The sequence below is a fragment of the Dorea sp. 210702-DFI.3.125 genome (assembly GCF_020560945.1).
GTDB classification, from domain to species: domain Bacteria; phylum Bacillota; class Clostridia; order Lachnospirales; family Lachnospiraceae; genus Dorea; species Dorea formicigenerans.
On the sequence record NZ_JAJCNF010000012.1, the window covers coordinates 34,710 to 58,567 of the forward strand.

16 protein-coding genes are annotated in these 23,858 nt (G+C 42.0%); 14 read left to right on the plus strand and 2 right to left on the minus strand.

The genetic code is table 11. From position 1 onward, the window contains the following. Positions 1 to 12: 12 nt before the first annotated feature. Positions 13 to 1,338: a Na+/H+ antiporter NhaC family protein gene (locus LI164_RS07510; protein WP_117495717.1), complete on the minus strand. Its 1,326-nt coding sequence runs from the start codon at positions 1,336 to 1,338 to the stop codon at positions 13 to 15. A gap of 296 nt (positions 1,339 to 1,634) precedes the next feature. Beyond that, positions 1,635 to 2,375, minus strand: coding sequence for a GTP pyrophosphokinase family protein (locus tag LI164_RS07515; RefSeq protein WP_227968854.1), 741 nt, complete (start codon positions 2,373 to 2,375; stop codon positions 1,635 to 1,637). Between the two features lie 344 nt (positions 2,376 to 2,719). On the opposite strand from LI164_RS07515, the gene LI164_RS07520 reads away from it, so the two are divergent. The 14 genes from LI164_RS07520 (at position 2,720) to rpsB (ending at position 23,825) form a co-directional block, all read left to right on the plus strand. Further along, on the plus strand, positions 2,720 to 3,301 hold the full coding sequence (locus LI164_RS07520) for a M48 family metallopeptidase (protein ID WP_117495719.1): 582 nt from the start codon (positions 2,720 to 2,722) through the stop codon (positions 3,299 to 3,301). Positions 3,302 to 3,450: 149 nt separating this feature from the next. Beyond that, positions 3,451 to 4,548 carry a sugar kinase gene (locus LI164_RS07525; RefSeq protein ID WP_040015662.1) on the plus strand — a complete coding sequence of 366 codons (1,098 nt, stop codon included), beginning with the start codon at positions 3,451 to 3,453 and terminating at the stop codon, positions 4,546 to 4,548. A 40-nt stretch (positions 4,549 to 4,588) separates the two neighbouring features. After that, the gene (locus LI164_RS07530; RefSeq protein WP_227086958.1) at positions 4,589 to 5,983 is read left to right on the plus strand and encodes an MATE family efflux transporter; all 1,395 of its coding nucleotides are present in this window, start codon (positions 4,589 to 4,591) and stop codon (positions 5,981 to 5,983) included. A 35-nt stretch (positions 5,984 to 6,018) separates the two neighbouring features. Beyond that, on the plus strand, positions 6,019 to 7,503 hold the full coding sequence (locus LI164_RS07535) for a DUF512 domain-containing protein (protein ID WP_227086959.1): 1,485 nt from the start codon (positions 6,019 to 6,021) through the stop codon (positions 7,501 to 7,503). A 124-nt stretch (positions 7,504 to 7,627) separates the two neighbouring features. After that, complete coding sequence (locus LI164_RS07540; RefSeq protein ID WP_118145984.1) at positions 7,628 to 8,968, plus strand: uracil-xanthine permease family protein; 1,341 nt, start codon at positions 7,628 to 7,630, stop codon at positions 8,966 to 8,968. Between the two features lie 115 nt (positions 8,969 to 9,083). Then, complete coding sequence (gene rsmH / locus LI164_RS07545) at positions 9,084 to 10,160, plus strand: 16S rRNA (cytosine(1402)-N(4))-methyltransferase RsmH (protein WP_227086960.1); 1,077 nt, start codon at positions 9,084 to 9,086, stop codon at positions 10,158 to 10,160. 95 nt (positions 10,161 to 10,255) lie between these two features. After that, complete coding sequence (locus tag LI164_RS07550) at positions 10,256 to 11,272, plus strand: tRNA-dihydrouridine synthase (RefSeq protein ID WP_117605935.1); 1,017 nt, start codon at positions 10,256 to 10,258, stop codon at positions 11,270 to 11,272. A gap of 110 nt (positions 11,273 to 11,382) precedes the next feature. Then, complete coding sequence (locus LI164_RS07555) at positions 11,383 to 12,288, plus strand: CPBP family intramembrane glutamic endopeptidase (RefSeq protein WP_117605934.1); 906 nt, start codon at positions 11,383 to 11,385, stop codon at positions 12,286 to 12,288. 134 nt (positions 12,289 to 12,422) lie between these two features. Next, positions 12,423 to 16,961, plus strand: coding sequence for a glutamate synthase large subunit (gene gltB, locus LI164_RS07560; protein WP_117605933.1), 4,539 nt, complete (start codon positions 12,423 to 12,425; stop codon positions 16,959 to 16,961). Between the two features lie 12 nt (positions 16,962 to 16,973). Next, positions 16,974 to 18,473, plus strand: coding sequence for a glutamate synthase subunit beta (locus tag LI164_RS07565; protein WP_147567411.1), 1,500 nt, complete (start codon positions 16,974 to 16,976; stop codon positions 18,471 to 18,473). Positions 18,474 to 18,743: 270 nt separating this feature from the next. Continuing rightward, a complete protein-coding gene (locus LI164_RS07570; RefSeq protein WP_005335675.1) occupies positions 18,744 to 19,877 on the plus strand; it encodes a C40 family peptidase in 1,134 nt (377 codons plus the stop codon). A gap of 238 nt (positions 19,878 to 20,115) precedes the next feature. Beyond that, entirely contained in the window at positions 20,116 to 21,207 is a 1,092-nt protein-coding gene (locus tag LI164_RS07575; protein ID WP_117657195.1) for a C40 family peptidase, read from the plus strand. 361 nt (positions 21,208 to 21,568) lie between these two features. Continuing rightward, positions 21,569 to 22,852 carry an NlpC/P60 family protein gene (locus tag LI164_RS07580; protein WP_227086961.1) on the plus strand — a complete coding sequence of 428 codons (1,284 nt, stop codon included), beginning with the start codon at positions 21,569 to 21,571 and terminating at the stop codon, positions 22,850 to 22,852. 223 nt (positions 22,853 to 23,075) lie between these two features. After that, positions 23,076 to 23,825, plus strand: a complete 750-nt coding sequence (gene rpsB, locus LI164_RS07585; RefSeq protein ID WP_022278765.1) for a 30S ribosomal protein S2 — start codon at positions 23,076 to 23,078, stop codon at positions 23,823 to 23,825. Positions 23,826 to 23,858 lie beyond the last annotated feature (33 nt).

A 23,858-nucleotide genomic window follows, 5' to 3' on the forward strand; every position in this document is an offset into this window, starting at 1 on the left:
TAACCTCACATATTAGTTTGTTGCTTTTTTCGTATCTACACCTTTTGCAAAGAAGATGGACAGGATTGCAAATGCCATCAGGATGAACTGATACCAGCACTGCGTGATTACCTGGAACGGACTGTTCAGATTCTCCATAAGAGCGCAGGCAAATAAAATCTGTGCACCATATGGCAGGATTCCCTGGAAAGCACAGGCAAAGATGTCGAGAAGGGAGGCGGTACGTTTTGGATCTACACCGTATTCTTTACTGATATCTTTTGCAATTGTACTGTCAATCAGGATTGCAACAGTGTTATTGGCTGTTGCAATGTTAGTCAGAGAAGTCATGACAGCGATACCGAGCTCTGCAGTCTGACGGTTCTTGATAACTTTGCTGATTTTCTGAAGAAGCCATTCTAAGCCGCCTTCTTTTTCTACCATTTTAGCAAGACCACCTGTGATCATAGATAACAGGAAGATTTCGAACATTCCGGAAAAGCCGTTATAAACATTGTTGGCAAGTTCCAGTGCGGAAAAGCTTCCGGTTGCAAGACCGATGGCACCGGAGAACAGGATTCCACCAGTCAGAACTGCGAATACATTGACACCGAGCAGTGATGCAACCAGTACGAAGATGTATGGCAGAACTTTTATAATATTGTAAGAGTACTCCTGTACTGCAGGTAAAGTTTCCGGACGACCGAAAATCAGTAATAAAACAAATGTTACAAGTGCAGCAGGAAGAGCAATCTTAAAGTTGGCACGGAATTTGTCTTTCATCTCTACATCCTGTGTTCGTGTGGCAGCGATGGTTGTATCGGAAATCATGGATAAGTTATCTCCAAACATAGATCCACCGATCGTGGCACCTACCACGAGGAACTGATTGAGTCCACCGGCCTGTGCAAGTCCAAGTGCAATTGGTGTTACAGCAGTAACCGTTCCAACAGAAGTTCCTGTTGAGATGGAAATGAATGCTGATATCACGAAAACACCTGCAGCGATGAACTGTGGAGGAATGAAAGTCATACCCAGATTTACAACGGAGTCAACACCGCCCATTGCGGAAGAAACAGATGTAAATGCTCCGGCAAACAAAAAGACCATACACATGATCATGATATTTTCTTCTCCACAACCGTGAAGGAAAACAGATAATTTGTCATCAAATTTTCCCTTGAACATAGCAAAAGCAACAATAATACCGATAAATGAAGCAATTGGAGTAGGCAGCTGATAGAATGCCATCTCAACACCCATCGCATTCAAGGTAATTCCTGTGGCCAGGTAAACCCCTACAAATACTGCGAAAGGAATGAGAGCCAGACCGTTCGCTTTTTTCTGATTTGGTTCCATTTTATAATTCTCCTTTAAAATAACCTTATTTTGTTGTTGTTTAAAAAGTAGTCTTGATCAAAACGCGTTTTTCTAATGCAAGGCATATTGTACAGGGAAAAGTAAAAAATATCAAATAGATTTGTGTAATAATACTAGATAACATATTGGCGATATTAATAAATATTATATCTGGATATAGGATAAAACTATAATTGAAGGGATGGATGAATAATATTTGAACAATTAAATGGTGTTGGGGGCAAAACCCCCAACTATGATATAAAGGTAATCGGAATCATTTGGAGAAATCAAGTCTAAATCAGCTCTCCGAGAAATGGGATTTTTTCTTCTTTTGGTACATTTTTCGAGATAACATCACGGACATTCTGCATACGGCGGTCGAGGTCGGCGCTGATTTCGGCACATTCCAGCATCTCATTTTGGAGATAGAGAGCTTTGTCTTCCGGAATATTTTTTTTATAGCGGATCTTGTGTTCCAGACTTGCCCAGAAATCCATGGCTATGGTTCGAAGCTGAACTTCTACAGTAACCATGCGCTTTTCGTCCTGAAGAAAGATTGGCACGCTGATAATCAGATGAAGACTTCGATATCCGCCCGGTTTTGGGTTTTTTATGTAATCCTTTTTTTCAATCAGTGTGATGTCATCCTGATTTAACAGGCAGTCGGCAAGCATGTAGATGTCATCAGGAAAAGAACAGACGACGCGTACTCCGGCAATATCGTGAATATTCTCTTCGATAGAAGAGAGTGTCAGAGGGATTTCTTTCCGGCGGACTTTTTTTATAAGGCTCTCCCAGGATTTGACACGGGATTTGATGTCTTCAATCGGGTTGCGGTCGTATTCCAGAGAATACTGATGATCCAGAACACGGAATTTTGTCTCTACTTCCATAATTGCGCAGGCATAGTAAGAGAGCAGTTTGTCCATTGGTTTTTTGTTCTTCTGTATAAAATCAATAAACTCATCCGACATCAGATTGTTGCGGATGAATTCTTCTTTTCTTTTTTCAATGAGTTTTTCTATAGGTCTCAAAATCTTAGTGCTCCTTTCTTTTATCAATACAGCATACATAATTCAAAAATTATGTATGTAGCTAGCCTCCGGCAGGATTGCAGAGGTGCACAGTAGAAGTATGTCATGCAATTGCATGACGCGCACCTCGCAGCAAGAATGCCTCGGCATTCTTGAATGGATTTTTACAATCCCATCAGGCATCATAATCATACCATGATATGAAAAGATAATCTATCCTACAATTGTTAATTAATGTCAGATTTGGTATGATTATGAGAAGAAAAAGAGAACCTTATCTTAATAATAAAAGGAAGACGATAGACGTGTTGTGCGATTGTGAAACTGATATATGGTGGTGAATTATGGATCAAATGAAAATATATAGGGTAGAACAGAAAAATGAAGAACCGGTAGAGGTACAGATCATCCGCTCATCCAGACGTTCGATGGGACTTCAGGTGAAAGCAGATGGGACGGTCTGTGCCAGAGTTCCGATGCAGGTGATGGATTATGCTGTGCAGGAATTTATTGAGGGACATGCAGATTGGATATTTAAGAAGAGAAAACTGGTTCTTTCAAGAGACAACCGCCCAGATATTGTGTATCTTCCGGAAGTGACAGAAGAAAGCGATAGAGAGCGTATACAGACATTTATAGAAGAAAAGGTGTCGTATTACGCATCTGTTATGGGTGTCAGTTACGGACGGATCACTATGCGGAATCAGAAGACCAGATGGGGAAGCTGTAGCAGTGAAGGAAATCTCAATTTTAATTGCAGACTGTTGTTTGTGCCGGACCGGATCGTGGATTATGTAGTAATCCATGAGCTGGCACACCGCAGATTTATGAATCATTCGAAAGCATTCTGGAAAGAAGTGGAGAAGTATATGCCGGATTACAAAGAGCAGAAGAAACTGCTGTCAAGATTTGCTATAAAGCATTAATTTTTATAGAAATTTACGGTTTTTGCAGGTTTTCCCTATTTTCGAGTATTTCGTGCTGGATTTTCCAGAGTGTTGATTGTATAATAGTACCGATGATGATATATGGATTACTTATAATTTTAATAATTTAATCCTAGGAGGAAATGAAAATGAATCTGAATTTAAGACCAAAAGAGGAGTGCCAGTTTGACGCAGTATCATTAGGTGAGGTTATGCTTCGTCTTGATCCGGGTGAGGGAAGAATCCGTACAGCAAGAAACTTCCGTGCATGGGAAGGCGGCGGAGAGTACAACGTTGTCCGCGGACTTAGAAGATGTTTCGGTATGAAGACTGCAGTTATCACAGCATTTGCTGATAACGAAGTTGGCAAACTGATGGAGGACTTTATTCTTCAGGGTGGAGTAGATACATCTTTAATTAACTGGAAGAAGACAGACGGAATCGGACGTATCTGCAGAAATGGTATCAACTTTACAGAGCGTGGATTTGGTATCCGTGGTGCTGTAGGATGCTCTGACCGTGCGAATACGGCAATCGCTCAGGCAACACCGGAAGATTTTGATTTTGATTATATCTTTGGTGAGCTTGGAGTTCGCTGGTTACATACAGGCGGAATCTATGCAGCTCTTTCCGAGCAGTCATGTGAGACTGTACTTGCAGCTATCAAGGCAGCTAAGAAGTATGGAACAATCGTATCTTACGATCTGAACTACCGTCCTTCTATGTGGAGTGCAATCGGTGGACAGGAGAAAGCTCAGGAGGTGAACAAAGAGATCGCAAAATATGTAGACGTTATGATTGGTAACGAGGAAGACTTTACAGCATGCCTCGGATTTGAGATTGAGGGTAACGACAAAGATCTCAAGCAGCTTAACCTTGACGGATACAAGAAGATGATCAATGAAGCAGCTAAGACATACCCGAACTTTAAAGCTGTTGCAACAACTCTTCGTGAGGTTAAGACAGCTACAGTGAACGACTGGAGCGCTATCTGCTGGGCAGATGGAGAAATCCACAAAGCAAAAGACTACAAGGGACTTGAGATTATGGACCGTGTAGGTGGAGGAGACTCTTTCGCATCAGGACTTATCTATGGACTGATGACAACAGAGGATGCAGAGCTTGCAGTTAACTACGGAGCAGCTCACGGAGCACTTGCTATGACAACACCTGGAGACACAACTATGGCTAGCAAGAAAGAAGTAGAAGCTATCATGGGTGGTGCAGGAGCAAGAGTTCAGAGATAGTTCATACATTGGTTTTAGCAGAAAGAGTAAATGTTATTCTATGAGGGAATTGACGAAGGGCAGTCCGGCAAAGGTCATAATGACCTTTGCCCTGCCCATTATTTTTGGAAATCTTTTACAACAATTATATAATCTGGCAGATGGTAAAATTGTCAGCACTTATGTAGGGACACAGGCATTTGCAGCAGTTGGTGCAACAGCAGTTATTGCGAATCTGATTATTGGTTTTGTGAATGGAGTGACCCAGGGATTTGGAATTCCGATATCCAGATGTTTTGGAGCAGGAGATTATAAGAATATGCGACGTTATGTGGCAGGAAGTTTTATTATGACAGTTGCAATGACGCTGATTCTTACAGTAGGTGCGCTTCTTGGGATAGAAGGGCTTTTGCATATATTGGACACACCGGCAGATATTATGGAAGAGGCACTTCAATATATCCGCATTATTATTATGGGGACAGCATTCATTTCTCTTTACAATTACAGTGCCAATATATTGAGAGCGGTCGGAGAAAGCCGGATTCCGCTTTTATGCCTTGCAGTTGCAGTCATTTTGAACATTTTTCTGGATATTCTTTTTGTGCATACATTTTCCATGGGACTTCGCGGTGCAGCGCATGCGACCAATATTGCCCAGTGTATTGCAGGAGTTCTGTGTATGGCATACTTGCTTTTTAGGTTCCGGGAACTTGTGCCAAAGGGGCAGGAATGGCAGGTACAGAGAAGAAAGTATCAGGAGATGACCGTATTTGGAATTTCACTTGGTATGATGTCCTGTTTTGTGAGTATCGGTACCGTGATTTTCCAGACTGCAGTAAACAGACTTGGTACGAAGATTGTGACGGCGCATATTGCGGCAAGAAGAATCGAGGAACTGACCAATGTTCCGATGCTGTGTACAGGCATGGCTATGACGACTTATGCCAGCCAGAATCTGGGGGCAGGAGAATATGACCGGATAAAAAAGGGAATCCATCAGGCATTTGTGATTGTACTTGTGCAGGGAGTTATATTTACCACATTTTGCTGGATATTTGGACACCCATTGATTCGTTGGATCACAAGCAGTAATGATACCTATATTTTGGATACGGCATACCGTTATCTGACAAGAAATACGTCATTTTATTTTGTGCTTGGTCCACTGTTTGTATTGCGCTGTTCTCTTCAGGGGCTGGAACATAAAGTCATTCCGGTGGCGTCCAGTATTCTGGAACTTGTGTTGAAAATAGTATCCACGATCTGGATCGTGCCAGTTTTGGGATACACTGGAGTTATCTATACAGAGCCGATTATCTGGATTTTTATGACATTGATGCTGATTGGCGGATATGTAAGGGCTCTGAAGCAGATCAACGAAGCAGAGCACATAAAAAGTGCAAGAAATGCGAAAGCTGAAAATGAAAAGATAAACGTTGATAACAGATTATAAATGATAAATAACGAAGAAAGGAGGATGGAATCCAGATGAAGAAGGTAGAACATTTGATTAAGGAAGTCTATCCGGGCTCCATCGCAGAAGAATTGGAGATTGAACCGGGAGATGTGCTTCTGTCGATCAATGATCAGTCAATTGAAGATGTGTTTGATTATCGTTATATGATAAAGGACGAATATATAGAAGTGCTTATTCGCAAACCGGATGGAGAAGAATGGGTTCTGGAAATCGACAAGGATTACGATGACGATCTTGGTATCGAATTCGAGAATCAGTTGATGAGTGATTACAAATCATGCAGCAATAAATGCATTTTTTGTTTTATTGATCAGATGCCGCCGAATATGCGAGAGACCTTATACTTTAAAGATGACGATTCCAGACTTTCTTTCTTACAGGGAAATTATATTACGCTGACTAATATGAAAGAAAAGGACGTAGACCGCATTATCAAGATGCAGTTGGCGCCGATCAACATTTCCGTGCAGACTACGAACCCGGAACTTCGTTGTAAAATGCTGAATAACCGATTTGCAGGAGAAAAGTTGAAATTTTTAGATCAGCTTTATGAAGGTCATGTGGAGATGAATGGTCAGATCGTGTGTTGTAAAGGTGTGAATGATGGAAAAGAGCTGGAACGCACGATGGACGATCTGTCAAAATATCTTCCGTTTATGCGCAGTGTCTCTGTTGTGCCTGCGGGTATCACGAAGTACAGAGACAATCTTTATCCGCTGGAACTTTTTACGAAAGAAGAGGCAGGAGAGATTATTGATATGATCGAGAGCCGTCAGAAAAAATATTATGAAGAATATGGACTTCATTTTATGCATGCAAGCGATGAATGGTATATTACCGCTGGACGTGATTTTCCGGAAGAAGAACGGTATGACGGATATATCCAGTTGGAAAATGGTGTCGGTATGATGCGGCTTTTCATTACAGAATTCACGGAAGCGCTTGAGCAGGTGAAAAGCAATCCTGGATATCTCAAAATGCGTGAAGAAGTGAAGCGCACGGTCACAATCGCGACCGGAAAATTGACTTACGCAACCATTTGTTCATTTGCAGAGCGTATGATGGAGGCATTTCCGGGACTTCAGATCCATGTATTTGCCATAAGGAATGATTTCTTTGGTGAGACAATTACCGTATCCGGACTGATTACCGGACAGGATCTGACTGCTCAGATAAAAGAGTACCAGGAGAATAGTAGGAAACATTTTGTGGAAAAAATCTCTGATGCGAAGAAATTTGTGGATAACATAGGAAGTGCTGATAAAAATGTGCATGGATTAGGAGAAAATCTCATTATTCCATGTAATATGCTTCGTACCGGAGAAAGGGTATTTTTGGATGACTGGACTGTGGAAGACGTGGAACAGAAGCTCGGAATGCGGCTTATTCCAATAGAATCTGGAGGAGGAGATTTTGTCGAGGCAATTCTGAATCCGGAATATAGTATGGAGCGTACCAATGATAATTTTGTCTATGTAAAGGCGTATGACAGATAATGTAATTGAAAAATAAGTATGACTAAAAAATAACATTAAAAAAAGTAATGAGCCAGAGGGTGTCCAAATAGAAGCGTTACATTATATAATATATAAGTTGAAAAAATGATTCAGGAGGAAAAGAATGAATACAAAAGAAGCAAAACAGTCTGTTCAGATGGACAAAGCATTGTTTGATTTTTACGGGAAGCCTTCCATTGGACAATCACTGCCACTTGCGATACAGCACGTACTGGCTATGATCGTCGGCTGCGTAACGCCTTCTATTATCGTGGCAGGCGTAGCAGGTCTTTCACAGGAAGATTCTGTGATTCTTATTCAGGCAGCGCTTGTGATGTCTGCATTGACGACATTGATTCAGTTATTTCCGTTTATTAAGACAAAATGGTTCACTATCGGAGCAGGACTTCCGGTCATGATGGGAATCAGTTTCGCATATGTGCCAAGTATGCAGGCAATTGCTGCGGATTTTGATATTGCAACGATTCTTGGAGCGCAGATTGTTGGTGGTATCGTTGCACTTTTAGTGGGATTAAATATTAAGAGGATCCGCAAGTTCTTCCCGCCGCTTATTACCGGTACGGTAGTGTTTTCTATTGGATTATCTTTGTATCCGACCGCGATCAATTATATGGCCGGAGGAGCCAGCAGTGAAAATTACGGTTCATGGAAGAACTGGCTCGTAGCAATTATTACATTGATTATTGTAACGACACTTAATCATTTTGGAAAAGGTATCTGGAAACTGGCATCTATCTTAATTGGAATTATTGGTGGATATATTGTAGCACTTTGTTTTGGAATGGTAGATTTTTCTTCCGTTGCACAAGCGGCAATCTTCCAGCTTCCGAAGCCGATGCATTTTGGAATTAAGTTTGAGCCTTCATCTTGCGTAGCACTTGGTATTTTGTTTGCTATTAACTCTGTGCAGGCAATTGGAGATTTCTCTGCAACTACAACAGGTTCTATGGATCGTATGCCGACAGATACGGAATTATCCGGTGGTATTGTAGGCTATGGAATCAGCAATATTTTTTGCGCATTTTTCGGTGGACTTCCGACAGCAACTTACAGCCAGAATGTAGGTATTGTATCTACAACAAAAGTTATCAGCCGCAGAGTGCTTGGAATTGCTGCTGCAATTCTGATGGCGGCCGGATTGATCCCGAAATTTTCATCAATACTGACTACGATTCCTTATTGCGTGCTGGGAGGAGCAACAATTTCTGTATTTGCATCAATTGCAATGACAGGTATGAAGCTGATTACAACAGAGCCGATGGATTTCCGCAATACAACAGTTGTTGGACTTGCAGTTGCAGTCGGCATGGGTGTGACTCAGGCAAGTGCATCACTGGCACAGTTCCCGGACTGGGTAACGACTATATTTGGAAAATCACCGGTAGTTCTTGCAACTATCGTAGCGATTGTGTTAAACTTAACTCTGCCAAAAGCAAAGAAGTAGATTTTGAGTTTGTTGGACGGGGGTTTTTAAAAGAGGGTAACCCTTTTTTGAAGACCCCCGTTTTGTAGTGTTTATTGATTTTAGGGAAAGTAACAGTTTGTTGGAGAATGTGAATATGGAAGAACAAAAAAACGGACAAGAATCAGGAAAACAGGGGCAAAAGCCTCATAAGAGAAGAAAGCGTTATTCCGGGACGCATCCGAAAAAGTACGAAGAAAAATATAAGGAATTAAATCCTGAAAAATATGGAGATACGATTGAAAAGGTCATAGGAAAGGGCAGCACTCCGGCAGGTATGCATATTTCCATTTGTGTGCAGGAGATTCTGGATTTTCTGGACATCAAACCGGGACAGCATGGACTGGATGCAACACTTGGCTATGGCGGACACACAAGAAAGATGTTGGAAAAGCTGGAAGGACATGGTCACATTTATGGTCTTGACGTAGATCCGATTGAGTCCGAGAAGACAAAAAAGAGACTGCGTGATCTTGGATATGGAGAAGATATTTTGACTGTGAAATTATGCAATTTTGCAGACATTGACAAAGTGGCAGAAGAACATGGAAAGTTTGACTTTGTACTGGCAGATCTTGGTGTATCCTCTATGCAGATCGATAACCCGGAACGCGGTTTTACTTACAAATTTGACGGACCTTTGGATCTGCGCATGAACCCACAAAAAGGAGAAAGCGCGGCACAGCGTTTGAAAAGCATGGACGCAGAAGAAATAGAAGGAATGCTGGTGGAAAACTCTGATGAACCATACGCAGCAGAGATAACAGAAGTGCTGATGAATTGGAGAAAACACGGGAAATCTCCGGAAACTACAACAGAATTAAAAGAAGCAATCGAAGAAGCTCTGACATTTCTTCCGGAGAAAGAGAAAAAAGAGGCGGTCAAGAAATCATGTCAGAGAACATTCCAGGCACTTCGCATCGACGTGAACCAGGAATTTGAAGTGTTATATGCATTCTTAGATAAACTGCCACAAGTCATGAACCCAGGTGGAAGAATTGCAATCCTGACCTTTCATTCCGGGGAAGACAGACTTGTGAAACGAGCTTTTAAAGAAGGAAAAAAAGCAGGAATTTACAGCGAAATCTGTAAAGACGTGATTCGTCCATCAGCACAGGAATGCGCAAGAAATCCACGCGCAAAATGCACAAAAATGAGATGGGCAATTATTTAACAAAGGATGTAGTGAAATGTTAAAGTACTACGTCCCCATCATTGATTGGCGATGTCACCTTTGTGCATTGTGAATAAAAATGGGAAGGATTTTTTATGAAGTATTACCTTGCTCCGCTTGAGGGGATTACAACTTATATATATCGTCGGGCTTATCATCAGCATTTTGCACCGATGGATAAGTATTTTACGCCCTTTCTGGTACCACATACGAAGAAGGGGTTCAGTACGAAGGAGAAGAATGATGTGATGCCAGAGCACAGTCCGGGCATGAATCTTGTGCCACAGATTATGAGCAATCAGGCGGACTCATTTTTACATACGGTTGAGAAACTGAAGGTCTATGGCTATGAAGAGGTGAATCTGAACCTGGGCTGCCCTTCAAAGACAGTTGTGTCTAAAGGGCGTGGTTCTGGATTTCTTGCAGATCCGGATGGATTGGATCGGTTTTTGGATGAGATTTTTAAAAAATGTGATGTGAAAATTTCTATTAAGACAAGAATTGGAAAAGATGATCCGGAAGAATTTGCGCGGCTTCTTGATATTTACAATCAGTATCCGGTAGAGGAACTGATTATTCATCCGCGGGTGCAGAAGGATTTTTATAAAAATCAACCGGATCTTGCTGCGTTTCATGATGCGGTGGAGGAAAGTAAGATTCCGCTTTGCTATAACGGAGATATTTTTACGCCAGAAAGTTATGAAGAGATGAAACGGGAATTTCCGCAGGTAGATACCTTTATGCTTGGAAGAGGGATTTTAATGAATCCGGCTCTGCTTGATCTTATACGTATGAGAGAAAAAACAGATGTGAAAAAGACAACTGATATAGATGTGACTGAGTGGAAAAAAGAAGAAACGTCACGAAAAATGCAGAGTGCAGACAGATATAAAAAGGAAATCCATGCATTTCTTGAACAGATTAAATGTGATTATCTGGAAGTGGGAATGGGTGAGAAAAATACGTTATTTAAGTTAAAAGAGCTGTGGGCATATATGGGACAGAACGCTCCGGAAGCGAAGAAGGCGCTGAAAAGGATCCGGAAATCTCAGAGTATGGCAGATTACGACAGTGCCAGCCGGGAAGCGTTGGAAGATTTCATACTTTTTTAATTGCATATGCTGTAGAAAAGAAGTACAATTAACATCGTGCCGAATAGAGGAGTTTTCGGTGAAGGTACAATGAAAAGTGGATCAGCAGCAAAAGGAAAGGAAGTAAATAGATGGAACAGAAAACAAGAGGCGGGAGAGGCTTCTGGTATATCTGGGGATCTGTGCTTATCAAACTGGGAATTGCATATCTTGTATATATGGCGGCGGTATCACTTCTTGCAGGCGTACATCTGATGCAGATGACAGGTGGAGATGCAGATGCGATGATGCAGATTGCGCAGAGTACAGCACAGTCCGGCAAATTATACGATCAGATTACAAATGAGCTAATGAACTGGGCTGTTTATATTGAGGGTGTGGCAGCGCTGATTACGATTCCTGTCATGTTATTTTTATTTCACAGAGACAGCAGAAAAGAAAAAGAGCTTGGGATTATAACGGAAAGAGCACCAATTTGGAAATATATTGCAATTATAGTGATGTTTGCAGTTATGGCGCTTGGACTTAATAACCTGATATTTTTAAGTAATCTGTCAGCAGCGAGTGAAAGTTATTCCGATACCATGCAGACTTTATACGGTCAGGGATTTTCAGTGCAGATTCTCGTGCTTGGAATTTTGATGCCGACATGTGAAGAACTGGTGTACAGAGGACTTGTCTATAAAAGATTACGTTATACTTCACCGTTTTGGGCAGCGGCTATGTATTCATCACTCGTATTTGCATTTACTCATGGCAATCTTGTCCAGGGGCTTTATGGTTTTATCATGGGCATGATGTTCTGTTATGTATATGAAAAATATGGTTCTGTGAAGGCACCGGTACTTGCACATATTACAGCGAATATCCTGTCAGTGGTTGGAACGCAGTTCCAATGGTTCGACTGGTTGTTCAAAGATCCGATGCGTGTCGGAATTTCAACAGTGTTATGTGCATTTATTGCATCAAGTATTTATGTTATGATTCAGAGATTGAACACGGATACAACTAAAAATAATAGCCAAAACGAGGAGTAGTTATCAGACTACTCCTTTTACAATTGTAAAATGCCTAATTATCCGACGATTTAAAAAGAAGTTTTTATTTACAAATTTGAAAAATGGGTGTATAGTAGGAAAAAATAAAAAATGTAAGAAAGGACTCAGATATTATGAACGGGCAACAGCGACAGAAAAATGCTGGCTTGTATCGTCCTTCGTTTGAACACGATAACTGTGGTATTGGAGCAATCGTCAATATCAAGGGCCAGAAAAGTCACGATACCGTGGCGAATGCATTAAAGATTGTAGAACAATTAGAACATAGAGCGGGCAAAGATGCCGAAGGTAAGACAGGTGATGGAGTAGGAATTCTGTTACAGATTTCTCACAAGTTTTTCTCCAAAGTCTGTAAACCTTTCGGCATCTTTTTAGGTTCTGAGAGAGATTACGGCGTAGGTATGTTTTTCTTCCCTCAGGACGAACTGAAAAGAAATCAGGCAAAGAATATCTTTGAAGTGATTGTGGAAAAAGAAGGAATGGAATTCCTGGGCTGGCGAGAAGTACCGGTACATCCGGATGTGCTTGGAAGTCGTGCAGTAGAGTGTATGCCATGCATCATGCAGGGATTTATCAAGCGGCCGGAAAAGGTTGAAAAAGGAATTGACTTCGACAGACGTCTGTATGTGGTACGCCGTGTCTTTGAGCAGAGCAGCGATGATACTTATGTAGCTTCACTGTCAAGCAGAACGATTGCTTATAAGGGAATGTTTCTGGTAGATCAGTTACGTCTCTTTTTTGCAGATCTTCAGGATAAGGATTATGAATCTGCCATTGCACTGGTTCATTCCAGATTCAGTACGAACACGAATCCAAGCTGGGAGAGAGCACATCCGAACCGTTTTATTGTACACAACGGCGAGATTAATACAATCCGTGGTAACCGGGATAAGATGCAGGCAAGAGAGGAAAATATGGAATCTGAAGATTTAAAAGGAGAACTTCACAAAGTCCTTCCGGCAATCAATGCCACAGGTTCTGACTCCGCTATGCTTGACAATGCCATTGAATTTATGGTCATGAGTGGCATGGAACTTCCACTGGCAGTTATGATTTCTATTCCGGAGCCGTGGGCAAATAATAAGAGCATGTCCCAGAAGAAGAAAGATTTCTATCAGTACTATGCAACAATGATGGAACCATGGGATGGCCCGGCGTCAATTCTGTTCAGTGATGGAGATTGTATGGGAGCAGTTCTTGATAGAAACGGACTTCGTCCGTCCAGATATTACATTACAGACGATGATCAGTTGATTTTATCATCTGAGGTCGGAGTTATGGATATTGCACCAGAGAAAATCATAGTAAAAGAAAGACTTCGTCCAGGTAAAATGCTTCTGGTTGATACGGTTCAGGGACGTGTCATCGGAGACGAAGAGCTGAAAGAAATGTATGCGGACAGACAGCCTTATGGTGAGTGGCTGGACAGCAATCTGATTGAGCTTAAGAATCTGAAAATTCCGAACCAGTTAGTACCGACCTACAGACCAGAGGATCTTAAGAGACTTCAGAAAGCATTTGGTTATTCTTATGAGGAAGTAGAAACTTCTATCAAAAATATGGCACTCAACGGTGGAGAGGGAACTGCTGCCATGGGTATTGACACACCACTTGCAGTACTTTCGGATAAGCATCAGAACCTGTTCAATTATTTTAAACAGTTATTTGCACAAGTTACGAATCCGCCGATTGACGCAATCCGTGAGGAAGTGGTAACATCCACGACTGTATACATTGGAGCAGACGGAAATCTTCTGGAAGAAAAAGCAGAAAACTGCAAGATGCTCAAGGTCAATAATCCGATCCTTACAAATGTTGACCTTCTGAAGATTAAGAACATGAAACAGGATGGATTCAAAATTGCAGAGATTCCGACTATTTATTATAAAAATTCCAGTCTGGAAAAAGCAATGGATTACCTGTTTATCGAAGTAGATCGTGCAATCCGTGACGGAGCGAATATTTTGATCCTTTCTGACCGTGGTGTTGACGAGTATCATGTGGCTATGCCGTCACTTCTGGCATTGTCCGGACTGCAACAGCATCTGGTGCGCACAAAGAAGAGAACTTCCGTTGCAATCATTCTTGAGACCGGAGAGCCAAGAGAAGTACATCATTTTGCGACATTACTTGGATATGGAGCATGCGCAGTCAATCCATATCTTGCACATGAGACAATCCGTCAGCTTATTGATACAGGCATGCTGCAGAAAGATTATTACGCTGCAGTTGATGATTACAATCACGGAATCTTAAGCGGCATTGTAAAAATTGCTTCTAAAATGGGTATTTCCACAATTCAGTCTTATCAGGGAGCAAAGATTTTCGAGGCCATTGGATTAAAAGAAGAATTTATTAATAAATATTTTACAGATACAGTCAGCCGTGTTGGCGGCATCGGCATTGAGGAGATTGCACAGGATTATCTTGCAAGACATTCTCAGGCGTTTGATCCACTTGGACTGGAAGTAGATCTGACACTGGACAGTCTCGGACAACACAAATCCAGAAGCTGTGGCGAGGAACATCTGTACAATCCACGTACGATTCATATGCTTCAACAGTCTACAAGACTTGGCAATTATGAAATGTTTAAGCAGTACACAGATATGGTAAATGAAGAAGGTGCCCACATTAATCTGCGAGGTCAGCTTGATTTTAATTATCCGAAGAAAGGTATTCCGATTGAAGAAGTAGAGAGTGTGGATGAAATCGTTCAGCGATTCAAGACAGGTGCTATGTCCTACGGATCCATTTCCAAGGAGGCACATGAGACGCTTGCAATCGCCATGAACCGTCTGCATGGTAAATCCAACAGCGGTGAAGGCGGTGAAGAAATCGAGCGTCTGGATACAGAAAAATGTTCTGCAATTAAGCAAGTCGCTTCCGGACGATTTGGTGTAACAAGCAGATATCTTGTCAGCGCAAAAGAGATTCAGATTAAAATGGCACAGGGTGCAAAACCAGGAGAAGGTGGACATCTTCCGGGAGGAAAGGTCTATCCGTGGATTGCCAAGACAAGACATTCTACGCCAGGTGTCAGCCTGATCTCACCACCACCGCATCACGATATTTACTCTATCGAGGATCTGGCACAGCTCATTTATGACTGTAAAAATGCAAATAAAGACGCAAGGATTTCTGTAAAACTTGTATCTGAAGCAGGTGTTGGAACTGTCGCAGCCGGAGTCGCAAAAGCAGGAGCCGGACTGATCCTGATCTCTGGATATGATGGAGGAACCGGAGCAGCGGCTAAGAGTTCTATCCACAATGCAGGACTTCCTTGGGAGCTTGGACTTGCGGAAACACATCAGACATTGATCCAAAATGGACTGCGTGAACGTGTCCGTATTGAGACAGATGGGAAATTGATGAGTGGTCGTGACGTGGCAATTGCAGCAATCCTTGGAGCAGAGGAATTTGGATTTGCGACAGCACCACTTGTAACTATGGGATGCGTTATGATGCGGGTGTGTAATCTGGATACATGTCCGGTTGGTGTGGCAACACAGAATCCGGAACTCCGCAAGAACTTCCGCGGAAAACCGGAATACGTCATCAACTTTATGAGATTCATCGCACAGAATCTGCGCGAATATATGGCAAAATTAGGTGTTCGTACGATTGATGAACTGGTTGGAAGGACTGACCTTCTGAAAGTCAAAGAAGTGCCGACATCTGATCGTGCAGCAACACTGGATTTAAGCCAGATCCTGCAAAACCCTTATGAGGGAACAAAGACACCAATGACTTATAATCCAAAGAAGATTTATGATTTCGAACTGGAGAAGACGTTGGACGAAAGAGTCCTTGTAAAAGAACTGCTTCCGGCACTTGAAAAGCATCAGAAGAGAAGCCTGGAAGTCGATGTCACGAACACCAACCGTACATTTGGAACAATTTTCGGATCAGAAATTACAAGAAGATATCCGGAAGGCGTAGAGGAAGACAGTTATGTGATCAAATGTACCGGAGCAGGCGGTCAATCATTTGGTGCATTTATTCCAAAGGGTCTGACACTGGAACTTGTAGGAGACGGCAATGATTATTTTGGTAAAGGTCTCTCAGGCGGAAAACTGATCGTGTATCCACCGAAGGGTGTTACATTTAAACACGAAGAGAATATTATAATAGGAAATGTTGCACTTTACGGAGCAACCAGTGGTAAAGCTTTTATCAATGGTGTGGCAGGTGAGCGTTTTGCAGTCCGAAACTCTGGCGCAAAAGCAGTTGTAGAAGGTGTTGGTGATCATGGATGCGAGTACATGACCGGAGGATGCGTTGTTGTTCTTGGCAAGACTGGAAAGAACTTTGCAGCCGGAATGAGCGGCGGTGTCGCTTATGTACTGGATCTGAACAGTGATCTTTATAAGAATATTAATAAGCAGATGGTAAATATTGAACGAGTAACTTCGAAGTTTGAAATCAACGAGTTGAAAGAAATGATCGAAGAGCATGTGGCTTATACGAATTCTGAGAGCGGAAAAGAAATTCTGGACCACTTTACCGATTATCTGCCGAAATTTAAGAAAATCATTCCGATTGATTACGAGAAAATGCTTTCTACTATCGTTCAGATGGAAGAACAGGGCATGAGCAGTGAGCAGGCTAGAATTGAAGCATTTTACGCAATTAAAGAAGGAAGAAGATAGGGGGCGGACAACGTGGGAAAACCAACAGGATTTATGGAATATGAAAGACAGGATAAGCCGGCAGAGTCATCGAAGGAGCGAATCAAGCATTTCCGCGAATTCCACACACCTTTGTCAAAAGAAGAACAGGAGCGCCAAGGTGCAAGATGTATGGCGTGTGGCGTTCCGTTCTGCCAGGCAGGACAGATGATTATGGGGATGGCAAGTGGCTGCCCTCTCCATAATCTGGTGCCGGAGTGGAATGATCTGATTTACCACGGCAACTGGGAAGAGGCTTATTATAGGTTAAAAAAGACGAATAATTTTCCGGAATTCACTTCCAGGGTATGTCCTGCACTTTGTGAGGCAGCATGTACATGTGGACTCAACGGAAATGCAGTATCATCAAAAGCGAATGAGTACAGTATTATTGAAAATGCTTACGAAAAAGGATACGCTGCGGCAAGACCGGTGAAAGTCAGAACCGGAAAGAAAGTAGCTGTTGTGGGATCAGGACCGTCCGGACTTGCTGTGGCAGATATGCTGAACCGCAGAGGACATAGCGTGACAGTGTTTGAACGGGAAGACAAAGTCGGAGGACTTCTTCGTTACGGAATTCCAAACATGAAACTGGAAAAACAGTATATTGACCGTAAGGTAAATATTATGGAAGAAGAAGGAATTACATTTGTAACAAATTGCAATATCGGTAAAGACAAAAAAGCTTCTTCTATATTAAAAGAGTTTGACCGTGTAGTTCTCTGCTGTGGAGCTTCTCATCCAAGAGATATCAAAGCACCGGGACGGGACGCAAAAGGAATTTATTTCGCAGTCGATTTCCTGAAGTCCACGACAAAAGCATTGTGGGCAAATGATATGAAACTGGTGGATGGCACATACATTTCTGCAAAGGGAAAACACGTTATCGTTATTGGCGGAGGTGATACGGGAAATGACTGTATCGGAACTTCTATGAGACATGGCGCAAAATCTGTTCTTCAAGTAGAAATGATGCCCAAAGCACCAGATACTCGTGCAGATAACAACCCGTGGCCGGAGTGGCCAAAAGTCTGCAAAACAGACTATGGTCAGGAAGAAGCAGCGGCAGTCTTCGGACATGATCCTCGTGTATATCAGACAACGGTCAAAGAGTTCATCAAAGATAAGGAAGGAAATCTCTGCAAGGTCACACTTGTGAAGCTGGAGCCGAAGAAAGACGAGAAAACCGGACGCATGATGATGACTGAGATACCGGGAACTGAGTATACAGTACAGGCAGATCTTGTACTTATTGCAGCAGGATTTCTTGGAAGTGAAGAATATGTGACAAAAGCATTTGGCGTGGAAGTCAATGCGCGTACAAATGTGGCAACACCGGCAGGTGAGTATCATACAAATGTGGAGCGGGTGTTCACAGCGGGAGATATGCACAGAGGTCAGTCACTGGTTGTATGGGCAATCCGCGAAGGAAGAGAAGCCGCACAGGAAATCGATGTCAGCCTGATGGGATATACGAATATGAATGTACAGTAACAAAATAAGTATCGGGTGAGAACTTCAAACAAGCTTGATTTCTCACCCCATATTTATCTCAGTCGAGAAGACTCCCACCTTCAGGTGGTGAGTAATAGCAAATTTGTCTCACGGACGTTCGACTTGAATTTCCTGCATGGCTTGACTGATCCAAATGTTACAAAAATGTTAAAAAATATTGCAAATATGTACTGACTCATGTATAATAACATCTAGATGTAGTAGCAAAACTATATAAAATTGTATACATTTGAGTGAGGAAGTTTTTATATGAATAAATTTGGAAGAAGAATACTGGCAGCATTAATTACGAGCAGTTTAGTAGTTACACCGGTTTTGGCAGCACCTTCAGTAGATGATCTTCAGAAGAGTAAGGCATCAGCGCAAAGTGAAGTAAACTCACTTCAGTCACAGCTTCAGAGTATTGTAAGTAAGATTACTCAATTGGAAGCTGATCTTACAACAAAGGGTGAAGAGATTATTCAGGCGCAGGCAGATCTGGAGCAGGCACAGGAAGACGAGAAGACACAGTATGCGGCTATGAAGCTTCGTATCAAGTATATGTATGAGGCTGGTGATGCAACAGCGCTTGAATCACTGGTAAGCTCAGAAGATTTTTCGGATCTGTTAAGTAAAGCTGAGTATGTTCAAAGTGTACATGGATATGATCGCGACAAGCTGGAAGAATATGTTGCAACTAAGCAGAAGATTGCTGATCTGAAGGATCAGCTTGAGACAGAGCAGTCACAGCTTGAGAGCATGCAGACAGAATATGAGACAGAAGAGTCTAATCTGACAACTCTGATTGATTCAAAACAGGCAGAAGTAGCAGATCTTGATTCACAGATTCAGGAAGCGGCAGAGAAGGCAGCGAAAGAAGAGGAAGAGCGTCAGAAGAAAGCAGAAGAGGAAAGACAGAAACAACTTCAGGCAGCATCTCAGAATAGTACAACAACGAATAGTAATTCTGGCAACTCCAATAGTTCAAGCAGCTCCAATAGTAATAAAGGCAACAGCAGCTCGAATTCAAGCAGTTCCAGTAACAAAGGAAACAGCAGTTCATCATCAAGCAGCAGTTCTGGTAGTTACGTATCCGGAAGTACAGTATCCCGTGCATATTCAGCACTTGGAAAACCGTATGTATGGGGAGCGGCAGGACCGAATTCTTTCGATTGTTCCGGACTTGTAAGTTTCTGTCTGACAGGAAGATATTCACATACATATAGCTCCAGTGATTTCGTTGGATTGACTAAGGTAAGTAATCCACAGCCAGGAGATATTTGTGTAAGAGTTGGGCATGTAGGTGTTTATATAGGTGGAGGTCAGATGATTCATGCACCACACACAGGAGATGTAGTGAAAATATCTGCAGTACCATCTAATATGTGGTACGTTCGTCCATAAAGTATATAAGAAAATGAATAATTTAATGCCAGTTCTTTTTTGAAAGGACTGGCATTTGTCATATACAAGAGCATATCTAGACATCTTTGATGGAATTGTATCTGAAATGGTAAAAAAATGGACACAAAATGATAAAGATTGCGTCAAATTTGTAGCGGGTTGCGTAAACTATGAAAAATGTGTATAATAACGATGGGGCGTTTTCGAAAGAAAAATAATTAAAAGAGGGAAGATGAATATGAACAAAATAGGTAAGAGAATTCTGGCGGCGGCAGTTGCCAGTTCTGTACTTGTGACACCGGTTTTTGCAGATCCATCTGTTGACGATTTGAAAAAGAGCAAAGAGTCCGCACAGAATGAAGTAAGTTCACTCCAGACCCAGCTTAATACAGTAGTGGGAAAGATTACGGAGCTGGAGTCTCAACTTAGCAGTAAAGGTGAAGAGATTATTCAGGCACAGTCAGATCTGGAAGATGCCGAGGCAGAAGAACAGAAACAGTATGCAGATATGAAGGTTCGTATTAAGTATATGTACGAAGCTGGTGATCAGAGTGCTGTAGAAAGCTTAGTTGGTTCAGAGGATTTCTCTGATATGGTCAACAAAGCGGAATATGTAAGTAATGTACATAATTACGACAGACAGAAATTACAGGAGTACGTAGAGACAAAGCAGAAGATTTCTGATCTGAAAGATCAATTGGAAAAAGAACAGTCACAGCTTGAAAGTATGCAGACAGAGTATGAGTCACAGGAGTCGAAACTTGATAACCTGATCGCATCTAAGCAGGCAGAGGTGTCTGATCTGGATCAGCAGATCGAAGAAGCTGAGCGTAAGGCGGCGGAAGAAGAGCTGAAGAGACAGCAGGAAGAAGCAGCAAGACAGGCAGCAGAAGCAGCAAGACAGCAGGCTGCATCGAACAGGAATAATTCTTCCAGCTCATCAAGCAATAGCTCAAGTAATAGCAATAAGGGAAATAGTTCCAATAAAGGAACAAGCAACAATGCTCCAAGTTATGTATCAGGAGACGCAGTGTCCCGTGCAAAATCTGCACTTGGAAAACCGTATGTATGGGGAGCGACAGGACCGAATTCCTTTGACTGTTCAGGTCTTGTAGGTTTCTGCCTGACAGGTAGATATTCACGTTCCTGCACATCAGCGTCATTGAATGCCCTTCCGACAGTGAGTAACCCACAGCCTGGAGATGTGTGTGTAAGATCCGGACACTGTGGAATTTACATTGGAAATGGTCAGATGATCCATGCACCACATACAGGTGATGTAGTAAAAGTAGCAAGTGTCCCTTCTAATATGAGAATCGTACGTCCTTAATAAAAGAATATTGAATTTATTTGCCAGGATTTCTTTTGAATCCTGGCATTTTTAATATCATGATGCCAGTGGGAGTGCAAAGCACGAAACAATCCGTAGGCATCATAGTTGGGGCTTTTGCCCCCAACATCTTTAGAAAATTACAATTTCCATGATATAAAAACTCCGAGGCATTCTTGAATTGAGTCATATTTGAACCATAGGTGAGTCACATTTGAAAATGTCTGAAAAAAACAATTTCATTATTGATAATTCAGTAAAATTATTGTATTCTGAACGTATAAGGCAAATGAGGAGTATAACATTCGGGCGGGGGAGAAACCTGAATGTAAAAGGGTAATTAATAAGGAAGGGTGAGAAAATGAAAGTACGAGTTGCTCGGGCGCTTATTGCCTCTGCTGCAGTGAGCACTTTATTTGTTACGACAGTGTTTGTAACACCAGTATTTGCGGAACCGGAGAATCAGGTGGAAACACTGGAAAATCAGAAAAGTGAGGTTGAGGCACAGGCAGATAGTATCAATTCCCAGTTGGTTTCATTGTTGGTCAGCTATAAGGCGCTGCAACAAGACATTGAGAATCAGCAGGTGAGAATTGGTGAGGTTGGACAAGACCTTGCAGTTGCGCAAGAGAATGAGCAAAAGCAATATGAAGATATGAAGCTTCGTATAAAATATATGTATGAAAATGGTGATGCATCATTTGCAGAGGCTATTCTGACTGCAACATCCTATTCGGATTTAGTCAATAAGTCTGAGTATGTCGAGAAAGTTCATGGTTATGACCGAAACAAACTAATGGAATATGTGCAGACAAAAGAAGAAGTTGCGAATTTGAAAACAGAACTTGAAGGTGAACAGGCAGATATGGAAGTCATGGCGCAGGAGATGAGTTCACAACAGGCAAATTTAGAATCAACTTTAACCCAGATGCGTGCCCAGATCGCAGATTTTGACAGCCAGCTTGCAAGTGCGCAGGCAGAGGCAGATGCAAAAGTAGCAAGAATGCAGGAAGAGCAGCAAATAGCTCAGAGTAAGAGTGAAAATCAGACGGGAAATGTTTCATCGGCTAATCAGGTGGGTCCAGCAGCCAATACAGGCACGACAAAGCCAACCGGAGGAAATACAACACCGTCAACGGGGAATACAACGACGCCATCGACTGGAAATGTAAGTACGACAACACCGTCAACCGGAAATACAGGTACGGCCACACCAACGACCGGAAATACAGGGACAACGACAAAGCCGTCAACAGGAAATTCTTCTAATACAAGCAAGCCGGACAATGCATCTGCTGGACAGAAGATTGCCAACAAAGGCTGTGAATACATAGGGAATCCGTATGTATATGGAGGAAACAGTCTGACGAATGGAATTGACTGTTCTGGGTTTGTGCAGCAGATTCATGCAAAATTTGGAATATCTACACCGAGAAATTCCACATCACTTCGTTATGGCGGAAAAGCTGTAGCTGTTTCAGATATGATGCCGGGAGATGTGGTCTGTTATGAGGGGCATGTCGCAATTTATATTGGTGGAGGACAGATTGTACATGCTTCCAACAGTAAACCTTATCCGGCAGGTGGAATAAAAACGTCCAACGCATATTACAGAATGATTGTTGCTGTAAGACGTTACTGGTAGTAAAAATTACGGATATTGTAAAAATATAAAATATAAAACATGCAAAAATCCGATATGATGTTTTTGAAAAACCCTTGCATTCGCAAGGGTTTTATGATATCATTTTAAGGTCGCAAAAAAGCACGCACATGGCTGTCTGAGACGGTGCCAGTCAAAAGAAAGAGACTGGTTTCAAGGACGTATACCGGTGCGGAAGTAAAAAAACCAATTGGAGGAAAGAAACATGAGCGTTATTTCAATGAAGCAGCTTTTAGAAGCAGGTGTTCACTTTGGACATCAGACAAGAAGATGGAACCCTAAGATGGCTCCTTACATCTACACAGAGAGAAATGGTATCTATATCATCGACTTACAGAAATCTGTAGGAAAAGTTGATGAGGCTTACTATGCAGTATCTGATATTGCAGCACAGGGCGGAACAATCCTTTTCGTAGGAACAAAGAAACAGGCTCAGGATGCAATCAAAGTAGAAGCAGAGCGCTGCGGAATGTATTATGTAAATGAGAGATGGCTTGGAGGAATGCTTACAAACTTCAAGACAATCAAGAGCAGAATTGCCCGTCTCAAAGAGATTGAGAGAATGTCTGAGGATGGAACATTTGATGTACTGCCTAAGAAAGAAGTTATCCAGATCAAAAAAGAGTGGGAGAAACTTGAGAAGAACCTTGGCGGAATCAAAGAGATGAAGAAAATCCCGGATGCTATTTTCGTAGTAGATCCTAAGAAAGAGAGAATCTGTGTTCAGGAGGCTCACACACTTGGAATTCCACTTATCGGTATCGCTGATACAAACTGTGATCCAGAAGAGCTTGACTATGTTATCCCAGGAAATGACGATGCAATCCGTGCAGTAAAACTGATCGTTTCTAAGATGGCAGATGCTGTTATCGAAGCTAATCAGGGCGAGGCTGGCGCTGACGTATACGAGGAAGCTGAAGCAGCTGAAGAAGTAGCAGAGGCAACAGAAGAGTAAGAACCAGATAATATTGATTAATTACATTAATTA

Excerpts from the sequence above, each read along its gene's own strand:
- rpsB (WP_022278765.1), top strand. The coding sequence starts at position 23,076 with ATGAGCGTTATTTCAATGAAGCAGCTTTTAGAAGCAGGTGTTCACTTT.
- LI164_RS07520 (WP_117495719.1), top strand. The coding sequence starts at position 2,720 with ATGGATCAAATGAAAATATATAGGGTAGAACAGAAAAATGAAGAACCG.
- LI164_RS07550 (WP_117605935.1), top strand. The coding sequence starts at position 10,256 with ATGAAGTATTACCTTGCTCCGCTTGAGGGGATTACAACTTATATATAT.
- gltB (WP_117605933.1), top strand. The coding sequence starts at position 12,423 with ATGAACGGGCAACAGCGACAGAAAAATGCTGGCTTGTATCGTCCTTCG.
- LI164_RS07575 (WP_117657195.1), top strand. The coding sequence starts at position 20,116 with ATGAACAAAATAGGTAAGAGAATTCTGGCGGCGGCAGTTGCCAGTTCT.
- rsmH (WP_227086960.1), top strand. The coding sequence starts at position 9,084 with ATGGAAGAACAAAAAAACGGACAAGAATCAGGAAAACAGGGGCAAAAG.
- LI164_RS07525 (WP_040015662.1), top strand. The coding sequence starts at position 3,451 with ATGAATCTGAATTTAAGACCAAAAGAGGAGTGCCAGTTTGACGCAGTA.
- LI164_RS07570 (WP_005335675.1), top strand. The coding sequence starts at position 18,744 with ATGAATAAATTTGGAAGAAGAATACTGGCAGCATTAATTACGAGCAGT.
- LI164_RS07540 (WP_118145984.1), top strand. The coding sequence starts at position 7,628 with ATGAATACAAAAGAAGCAAAACAGTCTGTTCAGATGGACAAAGCATTG.
- LI164_RS07555 (WP_117605934.1), top strand. The coding sequence starts at position 11,383 with ATGGAACAGAAAACAAGAGGCGGGAGAGGCTTCTGGTATATCTGGGGA.
- LI164_RS07510 (WP_117495717.1), bottom strand. The coding sequence starts at position 1,338 with ATGGAACCAAATCAGAAAAAAGCGAACGGTCTGGCTCTCATTCCTTTC.
- LI164_RS07535 (WP_227086959.1), top strand. The coding sequence starts at position 6,019 with ATGAAGAAGGTAGAACATTTGATTAAGGAAGTCTATCCGGGCTCCATC.
- LI164_RS07580 (WP_227086961.1), top strand. The coding sequence starts at position 21,569 with ATGAAAGTACGAGTTGCTCGGGCGCTTATTGCCTCTGCTGCAGTGAGC.
- LI164_RS07530 (WP_227086958.1), top strand. The coding sequence starts at position 4,589 with ATGAGGGAATTGACGAAGGGCAGTCCGGCAAAGGTCATAATGACCTTT.